Origin of the sequence: Methanosalsum zhilinae DSM 4017 (assembly GCF_000217995.1) — an archaeon.
GTDB lineage: Archaea > Halobacteriota > Methanosarcinia > Methanosarcinales > Methanosarcinaceae > Methanosalsum > Methanosalsum zhilinae.
Window position 1 is genome coordinate 155136 of record NC_015676.1, and the last position, 20288, is coordinate 175423.

At 40.0% G+C, this 20288-nt stretch carries 16 protein-coding genes and 1 pseudogene; 9 read left to right on the top strand and 8 right to left on the bottom strand.

All coding sequences use genetic code 11. The features are described 5' to 3' along the window. The first annotated feature begins 298 nt into the window (after positions 1–298). Positions 299–1411, top strand: coding sequence for a PGF-CTERM sorting domain-containing protein (locus MZHIL_RS00700; protein ID WP_013897450.1), 1113 nt, complete (start codon positions 299–301; stop codon positions 1409–1411). A gap of 2 nt (positions 1412–1413) precedes the next feature. Here MZHIL_RS00700 and cysS read toward each other — a convergent pair. After that, a pseudogene (cysS, locus tag MZHIL_RS00705) lies at positions 1414–2828 on the bottom strand (cysteine--tRNA ligase). A 262-nt stretch (positions 2829–3090) separates the two neighbouring features. Here cysS and MZHIL_RS00710 point away from each other — a divergent pair. Beyond that, a complete protein-coding gene (locus MZHIL_RS00710; RefSeq protein WP_013897452.1) occupies positions 3091–5589 on the top strand; it encodes a PAS domain S-box protein in 2499 nt (832 codons plus the stop codon). Positions 5590–5604: 15 nt separating this feature from the next. On the opposite strand, the gene MZHIL_RS00715 is transcribed toward MZHIL_RS00710, so the two are convergent. Then, positions 5605–7887: a CDC48 family AAA ATPase gene (locus tag MZHIL_RS00715; protein ID WP_013897453.1), complete on the bottom strand. Its 2283-nt coding sequence runs from the start codon at positions 7885–7887 to the stop codon at positions 5605–5607. Positions 7888–8138: 251 nt separating this feature from the next. Continuing rightward, positions 8139–9047 carry a mechanosensitive ion channel domain-containing protein gene (locus tag MZHIL_RS00720; protein ID WP_013897454.1) on the bottom strand — a complete coding sequence of 303 codons (909 nt, stop codon included), beginning with the start codon at positions 9045–9047 and terminating at the stop codon, positions 8139–8141. Positions 9048–9158: 111 nt separating this feature from the next. On the opposite strand from MZHIL_RS00720, the gene MZHIL_RS10600 reads away from it, so the two are divergent. The 3 genes from MZHIL_RS10600 to MZHIL_RS00730 all read left to right on the top strand — a co-directional run bounded on the left by MZHIL_RS10600 (position 9159) and on the right by MZHIL_RS00730 (position 10565). After that, a complete protein-coding gene (locus MZHIL_RS10600) occupies positions 9159–9317 on the top strand; it encodes a hypothetical protein (protein ID WP_013897455.1) in 159 nt (52 codons plus the stop codon). A gap of 121 nt (positions 9318–9438) precedes the next feature. Continuing rightward, positions 9439–9873 carry a GerW family sporulation protein gene (locus MZHIL_RS00725; RefSeq protein ID WP_013897456.1) on the top strand — a complete coding sequence of 145 codons (435 nt, stop codon included), beginning with the start codon at positions 9439–9441 and terminating at the stop codon, positions 9871–9873. A 77-nt stretch (positions 9874–9950) separates the two neighbouring features. Beyond that, complete coding sequence (locus tag MZHIL_RS00730; protein ID WP_048815419.1) at positions 9951–10565, top strand: DUF2953 domain-containing protein; 615 nt, start codon at positions 9951–9953, stop codon at positions 10563–10565. Positions 10566–10629: 64 nt separating this feature from the next. Here the strand turns inward: MZHIL_RS00730 and MZHIL_RS00735 are convergent, their stop codons facing one another. Continuing rightward, complete coding sequence (locus MZHIL_RS00735; protein WP_013897458.1) at positions 10630–11115, bottom strand: TspO/MBR family protein; 486 nt, start codon at positions 11113–11115, stop codon at positions 10630–10632. A 92-nt stretch (positions 11116–11207) separates the two neighbouring features. Between MZHIL_RS00735 and MZHIL_RS00740 the strand changes: the two genes are divergently transcribed. The 4 genes from MZHIL_RS00740 to MZHIL_RS00755 all read left to right on the top strand — a co-directional run bounded on the left by MZHIL_RS00740 (position 11208) and on the right by MZHIL_RS00755 (position 18716). Further along, positions 11208–11780, top strand: coding sequence for a flavodoxin family protein (locus MZHIL_RS00740; RefSeq protein WP_013897459.1), 573 nt, complete (start codon positions 11208–11210; stop codon positions 11778–11780). 57 nt (positions 11781–11837) lie between these two features. After that, complete coding sequence (locus MZHIL_RS00745; RefSeq protein ID WP_013897460.1) at positions 11838–14438, top strand: PD-(D/E)XK nuclease family protein; 2601 nt, start codon at positions 11838–11840, stop codon at positions 14436–14438. Next, a complete protein-coding gene (locus MZHIL_RS00750; RefSeq protein ID WP_013897461.1) occupies positions 14432–17299 on the top strand; it encodes a UvrD-helicase domain-containing protein in 2868 nt (955 codons plus the stop codon). Before MZHIL_RS00745 ends, MZHIL_RS00750 begins: the two co-directional genes overlap by 7 nt. 172 nt (positions 17300–17471) lie before the next feature. After that, complete coding sequence (locus MZHIL_RS00755; protein WP_013897462.1) at positions 17472–18716, top strand: hypothetical protein; 1245 nt, start codon at positions 17472–17474, stop codon at positions 18714–18716. A gap of 44 nt (positions 18717–18760) precedes the next feature. On the opposite strand, the gene MZHIL_RS00760 is transcribed toward MZHIL_RS00755, so the two are convergent. The 4 genes from MZHIL_RS00760 to MZHIL_RS00775 form a co-directional block, all read right to left on the bottom strand. Next, complete coding sequence (locus MZHIL_RS00760) at positions 18761–19060, bottom strand: Hsp20/alpha crystallin family protein (RefSeq protein WP_013897463.1); 300 nt, start codon at positions 19058–19060, stop codon at positions 18761–18763. A 42-nt stretch (positions 19061–19102) separates the two neighbouring features. Further along, positions 19103–19402 (bottom strand): Hsp20/alpha crystallin family protein, encoded by a 300-nt coding sequence (locus MZHIL_RS00765; protein WP_013897464.1) that lies wholly within the window; start codon positions 19400–19402, stop codon positions 19103–19105. Positions 19403–19502: 100 nt separating this feature from the next. After that, entirely contained in the window at positions 19503–19778 is a 276-nt protein-coding gene (locus MZHIL_RS00770; RefSeq protein WP_013897465.1) for a ferritin family protein, read from the bottom strand. Between the two features lie 150 nt (positions 19779–19928). Further along, positions 19929–20216 carry a ferritin-like domain-containing protein gene (locus MZHIL_RS00775; RefSeq protein ID WP_013897466.1) on the bottom strand — a complete coding sequence of 96 codons (288 nt, stop codon included), beginning with the start codon at positions 20214–20216 and terminating at the stop codon, positions 19929–19931. Positions 20217–20288: the final 72 nt, after the last annotated feature.

Sequence of the window (20288 nt, forward strand, 5' to 3'; positions counted from 1 at the left end):
TATAAGTATTGCACAATTTTGTGTAATATGAAATAAAATATTGCAAATAGGGTTTGTGGCTATCGAAAATCGAACCGTAGTCCGCGCGGGACTATTACCTTTTTTTTAACTCTGTCTTGCATCTTATCAATAGCAACTGTCAATCTATTCCAGTCCAGACCACACCAACTGATATTTGTATGATTATTTTCAAATATATTGTTTCTAAATACTTTGTTTTCTAAATTTACTGATTACAAAATGCTTTTATTGAACCAGATACTTATTTATTCTCATAATATATCGTAGGCAGGATTTGATGTGTTCTAGATTAATTGTTATGGTGCTGTTTCTTGGAGCTGCATTAGCCTGCCCTGCAGGTGGTACTGAATATCAGGAAAATCCTGGTATAGTGATTTCTGATATTTATTCTGATATCAGCTCAGGTGATGTTTTGATCTATTCCGAAAATGAGTTCCGGGATATGAGAATGCAGATTCAGTTATCCAGGAAGGACAATGTGCTGCAGACCGTGGTTATTGATATAGATCATATCAGGGTTGGTTCTACGACTATGAAGGCCTTTAGCTGGGATATAGGGGTCACTGAAGATGGACTGTATACAGTCACTGCCAGTATATATGACAATGATCAAAAATTAACGTCTGTTACCTATAATTTCGTTCATGGAAGGCCTGCGATTTCAAGTATTATGGTTGACAGTGTTTCCTCAGATTCTGCCGGGATGTCGGTTATGATAACTCCCCATCCTGGAGTACCTGCAATTATAGATCTGACATTCATGCTTGTAGATGGCAGTGATGTCATCTATGCCAGGTCCATGAAAAATGTCCCTGTCCACACAGCTACCACGACTGTACATGAGAACTGGGATCGCATCCTTGATGCTGGTAGAGAGTATGAAGGAAGGGTAAAGATCGACATTCATTCTCCAGTTCAGCGTACAGTTTCCTATGTAAAACCATTCTATGCAAGCGAAAAAGTTACAATCACCGATGTGTTCAGGGACAGGAGAGGCTCAAGCATAACTCTGGAAGGTGAATCGCAGGTACCTTTTGAAGGATATGTTAGGTTTACTGTGCTGGAACCATGGAATGATCCTGAAAGAACTGTTCAGGTAATTGAGCAGAAGTCACCCCTGCTCCTTTCCGGGGATGACGAAACTATAGAGGCCATATGGGATAAGCCACTTGAGCCGGGTAAGTACAGGCTGATCATTGAAGCTGCTGGAAGTGGCGGAGCAGTGATTGACATAAAGGAAACGATTATAGAGGTTGAGGAGCGAAGGGTACAGCAGGTTCCTGACAATAACGAGGAAAATGACAGTATAATACCAGGATTTGCCGGAGTATATGCACTGATTGCACTGATCTCAGCAATGCTTATTCTGGTGAGAAAGCATCGTCATTAATTTCAGGAAATTTTTTTGATCCTTGGACCTTCCTTTGTATCCTCAATGGTATATCCCAATTCATGTACCTTCTGTCTTAGTAGATCAGCACTTTCCCAGTCTCTTTGCTTCCTGGCAGTCTCTCGTTTATCTGTAAGCTGGATAACCTCTTCTGGAATCTGTTCCTCATCTCTTTTTTCAAAAAGGCCCAGAACATCGGCAAAATTGGTGTACTGTGAAAATATGGCTTCCAGTGTAGGTACATCTTCTTTTGTTTCCATGTATATATTGGCTATACGGGAGAGTTCATGGAAAGACTTAAGAGCAAGCTGGGTATTGAAATCATCTTCAAGGGCTTCTCTAAAATCCATGTCAAGCTTTTCCATTTCACTGATCATCTCAGGGTCAGGAGTGCCTTTTCCTCCATCTTTGTTCTGCAGAATAAACTGCAGTTTATCATGTGTCTCCTTTAATTTCTGATAATTGTTTCTTGCATTGTCTGCAAAGCTGTGTGTATAATTTAGTAATTTCTTATGATGTACCGAGAGGAACATGTATCTTACAACCTCGCCGCCATAGGTCTCAACAAGGTCTGAAAGCGAGAGCACATTGCCCTTTGATTTGCTCATCTTCTCCCCGTCAACCAGGAGATGTTTGCCGTGTATCCAGTAACGGACAAAAGTTTTCCCTGTCAGGCTCTCAGCCTGGGCAATTTCATTTTCATGATGAGGAAATTTCAGATCCTCTCCGCCGGAATGTATATCGACTGTAGGTCCAAATTCCTTCATTGCCATTACAACACATTCAGTATGCCAGCCAGGCCTGACCTTTCCAAAGGGACTTTCATAATAGATCCCCTGCTCAACCTCTTCCCGGGTAGAAGCCTTTAGCAGTGCAAAGTCTCTGGGATTGTCCTTGTCATACTCATCCACATCAACCGAAGCTCCGATCCTGATCCTGTCCAGATCGATTTTTGACAGTTTTCCATATTCCTCAAATGATGAAATCTTAAAGTATACAGACCCGTTCTTTTCATAGGCAGCACCCTTTTCAACCAGTTTTACAGCAAGATTTATCATACCTTCAATATTCTCTGTAGCTCTGGGATATGCAGATGCGCGTTTTATGTTGAGCTGGTCCAATCCCCTGAAGAACTCTTCTGTATATATCCTGGTAAATTCTTTCAGGCTCATACCAGCCTTTTTTGCTCCTTCAATGGTCTTGTCATCGATATCTGTGATGTTCATGACAAGCTTTACATCAAATCCCAGATATTCCAGTGTCCTGACAATTGTGTCGGTCATCAGGAATGTTCTGTAGTTTCCTATATGAGGTGTACTGTACACGGTAGGTCCACAGGCGTAGATTGAAACTTTTTTGTCCTCAAGCGGTGCGAATAATTCTTTTTTCCTGTAAGGGTATTGTAGACTTTCAAGATCGAATTCACATCTTTTTCAATTTGTTACTCTATAATGTTTTTAACCTATATTGTTATTTTGCTGTATATCATAAGCTGATCTATTATGAATTATTATTTTCTGATGAGGCAATTATAGCCATTATGAGATATCAGCAATCATTATTAAATAATTTTGAGTGAACTATTAAAGATATTCTTTAGTCTATATCCTTAAAATCAGAATATATTATAAAGTATCAGATCTTATTTTCATTAGTTAGTTTAAGGTAAAACGGGTAGTATGCAGAACAATACTGGTAACGGTATGGAACTTGAAATCCTGAGAAGACATATCCATGCAGTTGTTTTCAGAAGACAGCTCCAGGATCCTTGGAGATTATCTTTTATTGGCTCAAATATTTTTACATTAACAGGCTACTCTCAGCAGGATTTTCTTGAAAATAGACTCAGCTGGAGGGATATTATATTTAGCAGAGATCTGGATCGCTTCGAATCTCTGGTCAATGATATAGCTGCCGGTTTGGATGATGAATATGAACTGAACTACAGGATACTGAATTCTGAGAATGATGTCGTTTCAGTTCAGGAAAATGGGAAAATCATATTTTGCGGATCGGATTGTTATGTTGAAGGGATAATTTTGCCTGGTCCCAAACATGAGGCAGAGAATGTATATTCTTTTGATTTTAATGGAAGTGGAGATGTACATTATTTTCTTCTTTCAAACTTGCCGGGAATGGCATATATGTGTTTGAACGACGATAACCGGACAATGAAATTTGTAAGTGATGGTTGCCTTGAACTTACAGGATACCGGCCAGAGGACCTGATCGGCAACCGGGACTTTTTTTTCAATTATATCATACGCCCGGACTGGCGAAATACTCTGAAGGCTGAATGGCAAAAAAGGATCTTTGAGCAGAGTGTATTTCATTTTGAGTATCCCATAATCACTGCATATGGAAATGAAAAGTGGGTATGGGAGCAGGGAAGGATTGTGTACTCCCACGATGGAGAGATTATTGGGATTGAAGGTTTTATCAGTGATATAACAGATAACAGAATTAAACGGGAACGACTTTCAAAAAGTGAGGAATTGTTCAGGGGTCTCTTTGATACAATACCCAGTGGCTGTGCAATATATAAGGTGATCAATGATGGGTCAAGGGGAAGTGACTATATTGTAACCGATTTTAACCATACTGCCCTGAGGCTTGAGGGCAAGGGGAAAGAAGAGGTTGTTGGCAGATCACTGTACGACCTCAGGCCAAATATTGACCAATATGGCCTGATTGATGTGTTTCAGAGAGTATGGATAACCGGTGAATTTGCCTATTATCCTGCCAGGGTCTATTCGGATGAAAGATTTGATAACTGGTATGAGAACTATATATTCAAAATTCCAACAGGGGAAATTGTGGCCATCTATAATGATGTTACTGACAAGGTGAAGTCCCAGCAAGCTCTTAGAGAAAGTCAGCAGCGATTGAGTGCCCTTTTTGAAAATGCCATGGATTCTATATTTCTTGTAAATGACAGCATGCAGTACGTTGATGTAAATCCTGCAGCCTGTGAACTGACCGGTTATAGTAAAGAAGAACTTCTGAAGATGTTCATCTCTGATATATCCCATCCTCAAAAGCACGATATTGCGAAAAGAATGTGGAAAAAGTTCATTGAAGATGGAAAAATGTCCGGTGAATATACTATACAGAGAATGGACGGACAGCTGGTAGAGGTTGAGTTCTTTGCAGCTGCAAATATTATTCCAGGTCTTCATCTATCCATACTTCGTGATATCACTGAACGCAAAATGACTGAAAAGAAACTGAGGGAAAAGGAGGACTATAACCGGTCAGTTGTGGGTGCGATCCCTGGAATGATCATAAGGTCTAACAGCGAGGGTGAATATCTTGATATCCTCAAGTCTTCTGAACTGAAACTCCCTTTTAAAGTAGAGGAGATGCTGGGTAAGAAAGTAACTGATGTTTTCCCGCAGGATGAAGGCCAGCGCATACTTATGCATATAAAGATGGCACTTGGAACCATGTCTCTTCAGGTAATTGAGTATCCCTTGCAGCTTGCAGATGGAAAATTCTGGTTCGAGGCCAGAATAGCTCCACTAAATGAAACAGAGGTTATTGCACTTATTCTGGATATAACGGAAAGAAAACACCTGGATGAAATGAAAAACAAGGAAATTCTTCTAAAAGAAGTGCATCACAGGGTTAAAAACAATCTTCAGCTCATTTCCAGCCTTCTCAATCTCCAGTCCAGGAATTTTGATTCACATTCTGTAAAAAATGCATTTACAGACAGTCAGAACAGGGTACGTTCAATGTCGCTTGCACATGAAAAACTGTACCAGTCCCCGGATATGTCAACAATCGAGATGTCTGACTATATCAGAAGTATTGCAGGATATCTGTATCAGATATACAATATGGCCGAGCATACAGAGATGATAATTGAGACTGATACTGCGTATTTCAGTGTGGACACTGCAGTACCCCTTGGTCTTATCTTAAATGAACTGGTTACAAATTCACTCAAACACGCATTCCCTGAAGAAAAGAAAGGCTCTATCACCATAAGATTTACCTGTGAAGATGGATACACACTGGAGGTAGCGGACGATGGAATAGGAATTGGTGATGTCTCTGCATCTGAATCGTCTTCTTCCCTTGGGCTGAAAATCGTATATATGCTGGCAGATCAGCTAAATGGCACAGTTGAGGTTGACACCAGCAATGGAACGAGTTTTACTGTTTCTTTTTAATTGGAGTTTTTCCATTTAGACGTAAACATGATCAGATTCTATTTCCTTTGATTTCTTTGATCTAAGTTCTCCTTTTAGTGTTTCGTAGTATTTCATGGTATCCTGTGTCACCGAGGGCTGTGTCTCTTCAACCGCCTTTAAGAAATGTTTCTGGTATACTTTCTCTGCCTGCATATTCTCACGCAGGGCAAACCTTCCTGCCTTCTTGCATACTGCAGCAATATCTGCCCCTGTGTATCTATCAGTTCGGGTTACCAGATCATTCAGATCAACATCTTCAGCAAGTGACATTTTCTTTGTATGTACTTCAAATATCCTTTTTCTGGATACTCTGTCAGGAACGGGTACTACTATAAGTTCATCAAACCTGCCAGGTCTAAGAAGTGCAGGATCAATTATGTCAGGTCTGTTGGTAGCTCCTATTACAACCACACCTCTTAATTCTTCAAGTCCGTCCAGTTCTGACAGTAGCTGGTTAACGATTCTCTCTGTTACATGTGGCTCTCCGGCTGCAGTCCCTCTCACAGGTGCAAGAGCGTCCAGTTCATCCAGAAATATCACAGACGGTGCTACCTGCTTTGCCCGGGAGAATACCTCATCAATACGTTTTTCTGATTCTCCATACCATTTGGACAGAAGATCGCTTCCCTTTGCTGAGATGAAGTTGGCATCAGATTCATTTGCAATTGCCTTTGCAAGCATGGTCTTCCCTGTTCCAGGGGGTCCATAGAGAAGCACTCCCTTTGGAGCTTCAACACCAATACGTTTGAATGATTCCGGATTTTTAAGGGGCCATTCCACTGCTTCCTTGAGAAGTTCCTTTACATTTTCCATCCCACCGATATCTTGCCAGCTAACATTCGGTGTTTCGATCATTATCTCCCTCATTGCCGATGGTTTGATCTCCCTGAGAGCATTATTGAAATCCCCTGCAGTGACCACCAGCTTGTCCAGTATCTCCTTTGGAATGGTCTGGTCTTCGAGATTGATTTCGGGAAGAATTCTTCGAAGAGCGCCCATTGCTGCTTCACGGGCAAGAGCTGCAATATCTGCACCAACAAACCCATAGGTAACCTCAGCCAGCTCTTCAATATCTACATCATCATAGAGGGGCATGCCACGTGTATGTATCTGCAAAATCTCCATCCTTCCTTCTCTGTCAGGAACCCGCAGTTCTATTTCACGATCAAATCTCCCAGGTCTCCTGAGTGCCATATCCACTGCCTCAGGCCTGTTTGTTGCTCCTATTACAATCACATTTTCCCGCTCTTTAAGGCCATCCATCAATGAAAGAAGCTGGGCAACAACCCTTCTTTCAACTTCTCCTGTAACTTCAGCCCTTTTTGGAGCAATTGAATCGATCTCATCTATTAAAATAATGGATGGTGCATTTTTTTCTGCTTCCTGAAATATATTCCGGATTTGCTGTTCTGATTCTCCGTAGTACTTTGACATTATCTCCGGACCATTGACTATTATGAAATATGCATCAGATTCATTTGCAACAGCCTTTGCAAGCATGGTCTTGCCGGTTCCAGGCGGGCCATGCAAAAGCACACCCTTTGGAGGTTCAATTCCAAGACGATCAAAGAGTTCCGGATGTTTTAGAGGGAGTTCTATAATTTCCCTGACCTTAGATATAGCATGCTGGATGCCTCCAAGATCCTCGTACATTACAGTCGGGACTGTCTGTTCAGGGGCAAGTTCTGTAGCTTCAGGTAGAAGTTCTATCTGCGTATTTTCGGTGATCTTTACAATTCCTCCAGGTGTGGTTGAAACAACCTGCAATTTAATCTCACCAAGTCCAAAAGATGGTCCAAACATGTCCTGGAACAGATCTTCAAACATTGTTTCTGTTGAGAATCTGTCCTTTGGTTTTCTTACAGTTGTTGTTGATATGAAATCTCCTCTGGAAACGGTCCGGTGTTGAAATACTGAATTTAAAGCTTCTGGAGGTGCATGTATTCGTATACCCTTGCTGACAGGTGCAAGAGTGACATGTTCTGCTTCTTCCCATTCTGCCTTTTCCAGCATTACCTGCTTTCCAATACTGGTTTTTGCATTGGTTCGAATAAGTCCGTCCATGCGTATGATCTCAAGGCGGGAATCTGCGGGATAGGCTCGTCCCACAATAGCAGATGTGGATCGCTCACCGGTGATCTTAATAACGTCAAATACTTCAAGTCCAAGTTCTTTCCTGCATTTTTCATCAATTCTAACTATTCCTTTGCCCACATCTTTTTGAGCTGCTTCAGCAACTTTCAATTTGATCGACTTTTTTTCTTTTGTTTCAGTCATGCATTAACCCCTGATGTACAAAACCGAATCCATGAGTAAGATTATTCAGAATTTAAAATACCGACAAATCTGTAAATAAATGAGATACTATTTCTAACAGCTATTTACCAAAAACCCCCTTTATCCATGTAAATATTTGAAACTAAACTATGTAAATATTGTGGAGGATAGCATTTTTTTCAATGTGTTAATCCGGGATGAAAAAATAAGGAAAATAAAATAGAATACTGTTTATTATGAAGCTGTTATATTCACTCACCATTATTTTGGAGTACTCCGAATTCTTCAAGGATCAGTCCCAGCAACTGATGATTTGAATGATTTATGTTTTCAAATCTGGATTTGTAGAAGGCTGATAATCTTACTCCATCCTTATCTGAGTAAATATAGAACTTTGTATCTGTGTAATTGATCTCCATGGCCTTCTTCCTGATGTTCTCAATCCTTTCCTCGAGATCAGATGGTATTTCCTTGAGATAGAAATCAAAAGTTTTAGGGATTTTGTTACATCCATAATTGCGTATAGGATTTTCGAGAAAGGTTTTGTTTGGGATTTTGTAGTAATCCTCATAGTTAGAGGGAGTGGGGTCTACAACCACATAGAAAAGACCAATATGTTTGACCAGCCCTTCATTATCTCCAACCTTTATATAGTCCCCTATCTTGAATGGCTTTTTTGTAAGCAGGATAAACCAGATAAAATAGGAAAGAATGATATCCCTTATAGCAAAGGCAAAGCCTGTCGTGATCAATCCTAGGAATATGGCAATGTTTCTGGGATCGATTCCAAGCTGCCAGAAGATTATTACCAGGGCCAGCGAGTATATCAGGCCTATATAGACCTTACTGAGCAGTATTTTCTCCTCAGGTTCTCCTAGACTATCAAAATGGCCCTGGATAGTGTTCAGAGTGAGCCTTATAAATATCGTTCCTATTGCAAATGAGACCAGAATAATCACAATAGCTTCCAGAAATACAAGTATGATTTCAGGGACCACTATAATTTCCTGACGGTGTGCGATCATCAGCAATAGCAAAGGCAGGCCAATGAGGATAAATAACAGTATCATACGGTTAAGTATCCTGGTAAGTACATGTGTCTTCATTCTGGTAAGGGCAGTTCTGGAATGCTTTCTGGATAAAATAGTGGTAAATTTCATGGTGGCTGGCTATTATCTGAAGTCATCTCTAAATGGTCATTCATGAATATCTTTTTATCGTTCCAGGGAAAAGATTCATACAATAAAATCTGGTATACTCAGGTACAATTTATGCAAAATGAAAATAAGCCAGAAAATGAACCGGACGAAGATGAACTTGAAGAAATGTTAATCCTCCAGTCCAGAAAGCAGAATGATAAAAAGCACCGGGGATATGGGAAATATGAAAGAAGGGGAATTTACAGAGGAGTAAAAGCTGGCAGAAAATAGTTCTAGAGTACCATTCTGTTTGACTGGAATGCAGTAGCTATTTCCTGCAAAACATTAAATATCCTGTACTTCTATATTACATTACTAACAATTATTTTCAGGATTGTGGGGTACAGATGATATGAATATAGAAGAGTTGATGAAGACAGTTTCCGGTGATCTTGAGAAACTGATTACTACCAGAACAGTTGTCGGAGAACCCATTTTAGCAGGCAGCAAAACTATAATTCCCATCACAAAGGTATCTTTTGGATTTGGAAGCGGTGGTGGAGAAGGTAAGAGTAATAAGGATGAATCCGGAACCGGTGGTGGAGGCGCTGCCGGGGCCAAACTTGAACCTGTTGCATTTCTTGTTGTAAGTGAAGAAGAGGTCAGATTACTGCGAGTTTCTGAAAAAACCGATTTTGGAAAACTTCTGGAAAATGCACCGGAGATCCTTGAAAAGGTAAGATCTTCAAGGGGCAGGAAAAAATCTGAAACTGAAAAACAGACTGAAAATACTGAGTCGGAGAACATCTCTGCAGAGAGCACAGCAGAGTCCGGAAAGGAGAACTGAACCAGGCATGGCAGAGTAAATATATGATCTCATCGATACCGGATAAGGTATGACATGTATATTATGTGGTTCTGACCATGGAGCTCTTCATTCAGATATTATTTTTTCTTTTATTATTACTGATAGGGCTCTTCCTTTTTGTTCCCTTTGAAATGAACCTCGATTCCGTAAAAGACGGAACCAGAATCCAGAACCACATCTCTATAAAATGGTTTCTGTTTTCCTATACTCTAAATAGAGAGAACACATCTTTAAAGGGTCAAAAAAAAGTCAGTTCCAGCGAATCTGAAGAGCAGGCAGTATCTGAAAGCAGTCACGGTATAAAGGACATTGAGTTTATTTTCGGATTGATCAGACAGCTGTTTAGACCATCCATGAGAATGATGGTCGATATTTTTAAGAAAATTACTGTAAAAACCGGATATTTCAGTATCAGATTCGGATTCGATGATCCTGCGGATACCGGTATGATGTGTGGATTGATGTATTCTGCTGCAGGGATTGCAAGGCAGATATCTGATAGATGCAGGATCAAGATTGATCCTGTATTTGACCATGAAGTCTTCAATTATAATGCACTTTTCAATTTTCAGGTGAGAATATATTCAATAATTCCTGCTTTTCTCAGGTTCATGTTCAACAGAGATGTGATGAGTGCTTTCTGGAAGGTCTTACGCAGACAGATTCTCTGATGCTTGTTGACATGAGAGTTTCATCTCATGTTATGATATCTGGTTTAATCTAGGTTTCGTACTTTCACATATTCAATACAACAATTGAATAGTTGAGAACTGCTGCAAAGGATACCCACAGTAAATAGGGTATGAGTAGCAATCCTGCTGTCTTTGAAATTCTGTAAAACAGCCAGATATTTATTACTATGAATATCCACAGAATTATGATTTCAATAAGTCCCATCAAAGGAGATCGGAGTCCAAAGAAAAGTACTGACCACATAAAGTTCAGGAACAGTTGTATTCCAAAAACGCCGGTACTGATTCTAACTTTCCTTAATTCCCATCCTTTTTCCAGTATAATATAAAGAGAGATTCCCATAAGCAGGTAAAGGATTGGCCATACTACAGAAAATGTCCAGTCAGGAGGAACAAAAGAAGGTTTTGCAAGTGTATCATACCACTCCGGAATAGCATCAGCTGTGAATATTGCTCCCAGAATGCCTGCAAGCTGACAGACTGCAACCGATCCTAACAGCTTTGGCCAGTGTATTTTTTCAATTGCCATATTCCCGCCTCTCAAGATGCCCTACTGATGCTGTATGCTGTATTCCCATATATTTTTAACCTGACAGCACCAATTAAAACCAGGTGTTAGATATGAAGGTGGTAGCATTCAATTCAAGTCCAAGAAAGGATGGAAATACTTCAATTCTGATAAAACATGTTCTCAAAGAACTTGAAAGAGACGGCATCAAAACTGAAATAGTGCATATTGGCGGACATAAACTGAGTGGATGCACAGCATGTATGGAATGTTTCAGACTCAGGAATAAACACTGTGTGATAGATGATGATATTGTCAATGAATGTATAGATAAGATGCTCGATTCAGATGGTATGATCCTTGCCAGTCCTACATATTTTGCAGACCTGACACCACAGCTCAAAGCTCTGATTGACAGGGCGGGATTTGTTGCAAAGGCAAATGGTGAAATGTTCAAAAGAAAGGTAGGTGCCGGTGTTGTTGCTGTCAGACGGGCAGGTGCAGTTCATGTCTTTGATTCCATAAACCACTTTTTTACCATATCACAGATGATCATCCCTGGTTCCAGTTACTGGAATATAGGACAGGGCCTGCATCCGGGTGATGCAGAAGAGGATAGTGAAGGTATTGAAACAATGCATGTACTGGGCCAGAATATGGCATGGCTGATAAAAAAGATCAGCTAAACCTGGTAAGAATATAACACAATCCTAATTATTTGAAAGATCACAGGAGGCGGGCGTGTGCCGGTTTATCTGAAAAGGGCACTTACTATTGATGAAATATTTGAAAGGGTAAGATTATATGATCTGGTGCTCACAGTAGATGCACCACTGGCAGATGCCCTTAATGCAAGAATTGAATCTCCGTTACTTGGGGTCTTTGCCACCACACCACGTCGCCTGGCCTATCGTATACTTGACGAAGCAGAAGATGCTTCAGGAGATCAGAGAGAGCTGTTCCTGGATATTATCACAAAAACAGGTACTGGATGGAAGAGTGCAATATATTTCCTTGAGAATACTATCAGCTGCTGGCAGGAAACCGGAGATCGACAAAATATTCTCAAATATCCGGCATTTGACAGAGGTGAAGTACAGGATATTGTATCTATACTGGGTCGTGGTATCAATCCCTTCAATTCAGTTGAAAAGTACAATATAGATTCAGGATTGAAGGTGGCTGTTGTTGCCCTTCATCAGTTCACAGGTCTGGACCGCAGGATACTTCCGCCAAAATATGATGAAATACCGGTTTTTCATAATGAGGATACAGAACTTGAAAATATGTGTCTGTTTTCCTCGGCCACGGCGATCATCCAGACAGTAATGGATAATCTCAGTCATCTCAATCCACTGGATGTAGCGGTCGTTGTGAAACCTGAGGGAAATTACCAGCATCTTCTTAAATCATCCTTAAAATCCGCCAGGATCCCGTATATGGTATCTCCAGATATAATGGAAGATGAGGACGTAAGGACATTTTTTTTATGTATAAGGACTGCTCTTTCCAGAGCAAATCTCAGATTAAGAGATGTATGGCCTATTATGGCACACCTTGGAATAGATGACATAGAAAAAAACGGTAATCAACTTCTTGATACTGCAGATAACGGACAGGTGGATCATATACGCAGGCTGCTTGATAGGATACCCGGGTCAGATTTTAGAAAAGTTCTGAAAGAGTATGAAAGTTTTACGGGAAACAGAATGTCAGAGCTTGAAAAAATTCTGGGTGAACTTGAGATCCTGGACACACCTGTTGATATAGGTTCTGTAAATGCAGTTGAATATTATCTTGGATCATTTAATATCACTACCGGAAGCAGTGGGTCTGGAGTACTGATCGCATCACCCGATACCACCACGTATATAGACAGGCCGGTGATATTCTATATCGGGATGGATGCAGCCTGGACCCATGTGATTCCAGATAGACCATGGATCTCTCGTCATACATTCAATGACGTTAAACTGAATAATTTTCAGCTACTTCTGCAGAACGGACAGAAAAGGTATTATCTGGTCCAGGACAGAATAATGGGACGCAATGTTACTCCCTGTTATTATTTCAATGAACTTGCGGATCAGCCAGTGGAATCATTTACTGACCTTGAATATGAAATGTATACAGGCATCCATGAACACAGTATAAAAAATCCTTTCAGTTGTAGTAGATCAGAATGTATGACTGAACATGAAGATATGATAAGTCAGTCTGAGCTGAATCTGCTTGCATACTGTCCAAAAGATCTCTTCTTTTCAAGGCTGCTGGATGATGAGGATAACCGGTATTTTTTGAGGGGAAGGTTGCTTCATGAATTTGCAGAATTTTATGTGGATCATGCTGATTTTATACGATCCAGAGACTTGCAGGAACTTATAGACCTGATGACTGAAAGAATGCATTTTTATCTGGATGAAAAGGATATGGAAATTGAAAGAACCAGATTTTTGATTGGTATATCAAATATCCGTGAATTTCTTGATCCATTGCTTGAACATCTAAGGTCTTTTGAGATCCATGGATATGAGAAACGCTATTCTCCAAATCTTTTTGTATCGCATTATAACAGACCCCTCAGGTCATCTGTAACTGAAATGTATTTCAGCAATCCTGATTCTGGTACAAAGGGTAAGATTGACCTGATATTGGACAAGGAAACTTTACTGGATTATAAAACAGGAAAGAAAAGATCGATAACCGAACTGATACGAAAATCAGATACTGTAGATATTGCGCCACGGCCAGATTTCCAGGCAAAGATGTATCTTTCCCATCATCGCAGGATCTATCCGGATATTGATCTAAAATTCAGGTACTTCCATATTCTGGATAACCTGGAAGATGTCATAAGTTCCGGGAATACATCATCTAGACCCAATATCAAGGATCTGTTCCAGGAGATCATTTACCATTCCTGCAGTTTCGATGATCTTGTTGTTACCAGAGAGATGTATGATGATCTGACAGATGGTGTTGCCGACTCCAATCCTGTTGTAAAGGTACTGAAAAAAATTGGATATGAAAATTACAGAAACTTCTTTGCACTGAATCCAGTACCTTTTGTAGATGAACAGGATCCTGATTATACTGAAGAATTCATATCCTATGTAAAGGGTATAATAGGCGATTACAAATATGTTACCAGAGGGTGTGAACGAATTCTTGGTAAAATGGCTAATTTGAGAAGATCCAGTTATTTTCCAGAAGACCTGGATGAGTTTGATGCCTTTTTGCATGACCAGATCCGCAAACTCAATCAGTATAAAGAAGGCCGGTTTCCATCCGGTGATGCTGAAATGGACAATATAAGGTACAGGGATCTGGTGATATTGTGGTAAGCAGGGAGCCTAACAGATATCAAAAACAGCTCATTGAAGCTCTGGAAGGCATATACCTGGTAGATGCAGGACCTGGTACAGGGAAAACGTATACAATTTCCTTAAGGTATTCTCATATTCTGGAAAACAGGGATGTTGAACCAGATGATATCCTGCTGATTACCTTCACTGAGAATGCAGCCCAGAACATGAAGGAGCGCATCATCAATACATGCAGTTGCGACCGCTCTGCGCTAAGGGATGCACCCATATCCACATTCCATGGACTGTGTAACCAAATTCTTAGAACACATGGTTTCGAGGCACCAGAGGTACTTGGTATTGATGAACGGATCTCATCCAACATTCAGGTAATTGAGAATGAAATTCTTGAAATGCAGGAGTTCGGGAATTTTATGACTATTTTCATGGATAGGTACCCCAATTACCGGGATTATTATGCAAGCCTCTACCATGAGGGTGAGATGCTCAACCTGATCAGATCACTGGCTTCCAGAGGTATATTTCCAACCAGGGATGGCTGGTTTCAGGATTGTGAAAAAGAACTGGATGGTGATTATGAATGGTTCATAGATATATTCAGAAAGGCCAATGCTCCTATACCCGGCTCAAGAAGCATGAAACAGTCTGTTTTAAGAAAAGGTATGAATGATTATAAGAACAGATGTTTTTTACCCGGTGCTCCCAATTTTGACGATATCTGCGAGGATACTCAGGTATCTGAACATCTTTCAATAAATGCGTTCAATGAAGATCGGGAAGAATTTAAAAATTTTGTTCATGATGTATATTTTCACTATATTGAATACATGCTTGGGAGAAATTACATAAATTTCAGTTTCATGCTAATGTTTGCGTATGTTCTGCTCTTTGAGAATCATGCCCTGCGGGAAAGAATACGGTACAGGTACATCATGATCGATGAATTCCAGGATACCAATGAGATTCAGTTCAAGCTCTCCCTTCTTCTATGCAGGGGGAATCTGTGTGTTGTAGGGGACTGGAAACAGAGCATTTTCTCGTTTCAACATGCATCTGTGAAAAATATTACAGAATTTGAACCAAGAATACTGAAATATATTGATGAACTCAATCTTGATCATAGGAGAATAGACTATAGCGTGGATAATATCCGGCAGATCCACTTAATGGAAAATTATCGCTCAGCTCCTGAGATCATAGATTTCTCAGAAAGGGCACTGGTGGCAAAGGCGACCAAAGATGAGGATCTGGACATCGATGCTGTACAGGCGAAAATAACACATCTGGAAGCTGCAGGAAACAGCGGACCTTCAGAGATCTGCTCATATGCATTTGATGATCAGAAAGAGGGTATACTATGGAAAATAAATGAATTAGTTAATAACCCTGATTATATTGTTCATGAGAATGGAAAAAGTCGTCTGGTTAAATATTGTGATATAGCAGTGCTTGTAAGGAAGCGAAAATTTGGAATGGAACTGCTCATTCTGGCAGAAAAACATGATATCCCTGTAGCCTATGAGGGAGGAATTGAACTGTTCAGCACTCCAGCTTCCCTCCTATTGCTGGCATGGTTTCGAATACTGAAGAATATCAGCTCATCAAGGGGCTGGGCTGTGGTTCTGGAAAATGCAGGTTATTCTCTGGAAATGACCGGATCAATAATTGATGGAAAAGATTATCCTCAGGATATGCTGGAGTTTCACAGCCGACTAAGCAGTATGGATACTGCCGGTTCAATTGCCAGGACAGTATTTGATAAATATGGTCTTGACAGCACTATCACGGACAGAATAATAGATGTTCTTGAGTCCGTATCCGGTACCTCAAAAATGAATATTGGCCAGATAATCTCTTTTATGGAACAGAACATAGATAATGGCACAACCTATGATGTTGACAGCACGCGCAGAGGGGATGTGTTTCGTATCCAGACCATACACAGTGCCAAGGGACTGGAATATCCTGTTGTAATACTGCCTGATATGGATGTTCGCCATCAGGCCGGTAACAGCTCCATTGATTTCAGGGATCCCCTTGGACTAAGGCAGAAGAAGATATATTCATCTGATCCTTATCCTTTTATTTATGACAATTGGAGATATTATCTGCTTTCAAAAGTGGTTGATGCGGATTATGATGAAGAACGCAGATTACGTTATGTAGCCATAACAAGAGCACAGAATTACCTTTTCCTGACAACAGAATGTAAAAATCAATCACAGTTGTTCATAAATCTTGGAACTGAACCTGTTGTCACAGAACCTGAAATTTTCCCTGTTCCAGTACAGGAATCTGATATCAATAGGCTGAAAGTGGATGGTGATGTACAGCCTGCACCTGTCAAGCTTTCCTGTCATAGTCTTATGAATATTGCACCATCTGCAGGAGAGGGAGGAAAGGGTATGGAATATGGAACTGCTGTTCACAGTTTTGCACAGAGATATGCATCTGATAAAACGGTGCGACCCAGAACCCCAGACGAGAATAATGTTAAGAAACTGCTTGATTCACTGGATGGTGAACTTATTTCTGAGATCGAGTGCATTCTCCCGATTGATCATGAAGGTAGACGTATCCTGTTTACAGGAATAATTGATCTGGTCCATATTCATGGGGATAGAGTTGATATCATTGACTACAAAACTGACCGGAGCATGTCAAATCACGATGAGTATGTGAAGCAGTTGAGCCTTTATTATCATGTGCTTTCAGGAATCTATAAAGATAAGCGTGTTCAGGCATACATTTACTATACTGCAGAAGACAAACCTGTGCATATAGAACACTTGCTGACCATTGATGAGATAAAGGACCTGATCAATTCTCTGCCTTTGCTCAATAACGATGCCAGATCCAGGATCCCAGATATGCATTGAAGGTATATGATTTCCTGCTATTATTGATGTATTGACTTCCGGTTACCACTCATCTGTCCCAAAATTTATGTAGGGCTATGTCCAATTTTGAATACCAATGATAAGAAACATTGTTAAGTATAAATTTTTAGAAAAACTGTGACATATTAGATGAATTGGTTGCTGATTCAATATGGATATCTACAGAAAACTTCTGGTAATTCTGATTGTCCTGCTTATGCTGTTCGGGTTCATATTTGCCAACATTGCAGTAGCAGGAGAGAGAACTCTTTTAAATTCTGGCTTTGTAAAGGATACTCTGGATGATGGTGAAATCCATTATTCTCTGCATGGCGAATTTGTGACCTTTCTGCAAGAACTTCCTGAAGAAGGAGAAGAGGAAATTCCTGAATTATTCCTGGAGGTAATGGAGGATGTCATATCACCTGATTTTATCCGGCAGGTCCTGCATTCAAATGTTGATGCCTTTTATGGATATATTGATGGTGAATCTGAAAAACTGCTGATCGATCTTCACCTGGACAGGATAGAGAACAGAACCGATGAAACTCTGAAGGACCGTTTTCTTGAAAATAATGTTTCGCAGATACTGAAATCACTTTCACAGAATAATGATGAAGATTTTGATGATGTTCTTCATGAGTATCAGGGTGTTGAATATACGGTATCGATGATAGATACCATGCTTGAAGATGAATATTCATACAGTGAGACCATCAGTGAATACAGAAAGGAGCTTGAAGATGTTGTTCCAGAGGATGAGGTTGATTCTGTAATTGCCGATATACTGGATGATATTTCAGAAGCAGATACAGTAAATGAGGAGGATGTTCTGGCTGAGCAAATGAACAGACTGTTCTCAATACCTCTTGAAAGCATGATATCAGAGACTGATTATGATCAGTTCAAACATGAAATGGATCAGCAGAGAACGCAAATTGCCCTTTCCTATTCATCAATGATGTTTGATGAGGTTGAAAGGGAGATCCCACACGGAATCGATATTTCTGAAGAGATCGATGATGAGGAGTTTGCATATATTGAAAATGCGCGCAATATCATTCAGATGAGCTGGATGTTCATTATCGGTAGTTTGCTTGCTATAATCCTGTTAGCGTATCTGGTATGGACCATATCCCGTTCCCCTGCTGTACCTTCATTTGCTGTTGGAATTGCAGCCATTGCTGCAGGAATTGCAGGAGCTGTAGGATCATGGTCCGGTAAAAGGGTACTTGACAGTCTTCTGGAAGAGATTTCTGTTAATACTCCACAGATAGTTCTGGAAACGATTGAAATATTTATGGTCAATATTATGGATGTGTTCCTGCTACAGTCAATAGCAATTGCTGCTATGGGTGCGGTATTTGTGACAATTTCACTGTACATTAAAAAAAGGACCAGTGGCCAAATTTTGTGAAAGCCCCAGACGATCCTGAAACATGCTGGAAATGGATTAAATTATCAATTGATTTTTACCTTTACTTCTGAAGATGCTTCCTGATACGGTACAGATACGTACAGCCTGCCATTTGAAAATTGAGCCACTGCCCTGTCAGCAATTACAGGACAGCATGTAAGATATGATGCAGCGTATTTTAGATTCCTTTTGATGGCCCTTACTGAAAAGCTGTCAGGCCGCATCTTGAAAACAATATCTTCTTTCTGTACACCTGGAAGATCGATCTCAATATGCAGGTTCCTGCCACTATCATCGGTACACGTATATACAAAAGGTGATTTGATTATACCCTCATTTACCATCAGGCTTCACCAGGTACTTATTTTGCACTACATTAGATATGTTCATTTGATATCCACATCTACTTCCTCATGAGCTTCCTCATAAGGGACTGTTGCAAGCAGCATGCCATTATCATAGGCTGCGGTGGCTTTATCCGGAACTACAGGACAGCACAATGTGTATGTACCCATATACTCTATATCATCCTCCCTGTTATGTGCCCTGACTGAAAATCCCATTTCAGTCATCTTGAACTGAATATCCTCTTTCTCTACTCCAGGCAGATCGATCTCTATGTTCAGCAGTTTTCCATCGTCACTTATACATGTAAATACACAGGGTGCTACTCTTGATTTCACCATTTATTACTTACCCCCATAATCTAAATGGTTGATTGCTTATTTAGTAGTTATGGAACAAAATACCGAATAAGCATTATCACTGGCAAATGAAAATGAGAAATTAATCCCTGCTTCGTGCAAGTGAATAATCGGAATATACTTTCAAAAATTCTTCATCAACCTGGAGAAGTACGGTTTCAAACATTGCTACATGTATTTTTTCTTCTCTGGCAATGTCCAGTAATACTTCTTTTATATCCTCATCATCGGTAAGGTCTGCCATCTGTTCGTACAGGTTTATTGCATCCAGTTCCGCAATCATGGCAGCTCTCATTATTTCCTTATCAATGTTTTTAAATTCTACATTTTCGATCTGTATTGGTATTTCTGATAGCAATATTCTCACCACTCTTATTCATTATTTTCCCGGTAATCAAGTGTCCTGATTAACCCAATTGATGCAAATTAAGAATTGTCTGAATCATGACTGCTTGAATTCAGGATACACTAATAATTATTTAATTCAGAGTTTATTCTTCAAAACGGATCATTTTTTGAGAATATCCTCTTCAACTTCGCTTTTACCGGCCTCCAGTTCTTCTTCCTGTTCCTGATCCTCTCTTAGCAACATTGTCTGGAATTCCCCTACATGAGTTTTTTCTTCCTTTGCAACATCAAGGAGAACATCCTTGAGATTCTGGTTGTCAGTAAGGTCTGCCATCTGTTCATACAGGTTTATTGCATCCAGTTCTGCAATTATGGCAGCACGAAGTATTTCTTTGTTGATATCATCTTTCTTAACTTTTGATAGATTTATAGGAATCTTGGATAGCATAGTCTCACACCTCTTCTGATTCGGTACTCTTGATACGACCTTTAAAGCAACTCCCAGTTAAAAAGGCTGTAT

Bases quoted from the DNA above. Each gene is read 5' to 3' on its own strand.
- MZHIL_RS00740 (WP_013897459.1), top strand. From the start codon at position 11,208: ATGAAGGTGGTAGCATTCAATTCAAGTCCAAGAAAGGATGGAAATACT.
- MZHIL_RS00760 (WP_013897463.1), bottom strand. From the start codon at position 19,060: ATGGTAAATGAGGGTATAATCAAATCACCTTTTGTATATACGTGTACC.
- MZHIL_RS00730 (WP_048815419.1), top strand. From the start codon at position 9,951: ATGGAGCTCTTCATTCAGATATTATTTTTTCTTTTATTATTACTGATA.
- MZHIL_RS00715 (WP_013897453.1), bottom strand. From the start codon at position 7,887: ATGACTGAAACAAAAGAAAAAAAGTCGATCAAATTGAAAGTTGCTGAA.
- MZHIL_RS10600 (WP_013897455.1), top strand. From the start codon at position 9,159: ATGCAAAATGAAAATAAGCCAGAAAATGAACCGGACGAAGATGAACTT.
- MZHIL_RS00755 (WP_013897462.1), top strand. From the start codon at position 17,472: ATGGATATCTACAGAAAACTTCTGGTAATTCTGATTGTCCTGCTTATG.
- MZHIL_RS00720 (WP_013897454.1), bottom strand. From the start codon at position 9,047: ATGAAATTTACCACTATTTTATCCAGAAAGCATTCCAGAACTGCCCTT.
- MZHIL_RS00710 (WP_013897452.1), top strand. From the start codon at position 3,091: ATGCAGAACAATACTGGTAACGGTATGGAACTTGAAATCCTGAGAAGA.
- MZHIL_RS00725 (WP_013897456.1), top strand. From the start codon at position 9,439: ATGAATATAGAAGAGTTGATGAAGACAGTTTCCGGTGATCTTGAGAAA.
- MZHIL_RS00775 (WP_013897466.1), bottom strand. From the start codon at position 20,216: ATGCTATCCAAGATTCCTATAAATCTATCAAAAGTTAAGAAAGATGAT.
- MZHIL_RS00765 (WP_013897464.1), bottom strand. From the start codon at position 19,402: ATGGTGAAATCAAGAGTAGCACCCTGTGTATTTACATGTATAAGTGAC.
- MZHIL_RS00735 (WP_013897458.1), bottom strand. From the start codon at position 11,115: ATGGCAATTGAAAAAATACACTGGCCAAAGCTGTTAGGATCGGTTGCA.
- MZHIL_RS00700 (WP_013897450.1), top strand. From the start codon at position 299: ATGTGTTCTAGATTAATTGTTATGGTGCTGTTTCTTGGAGCTGCATTA.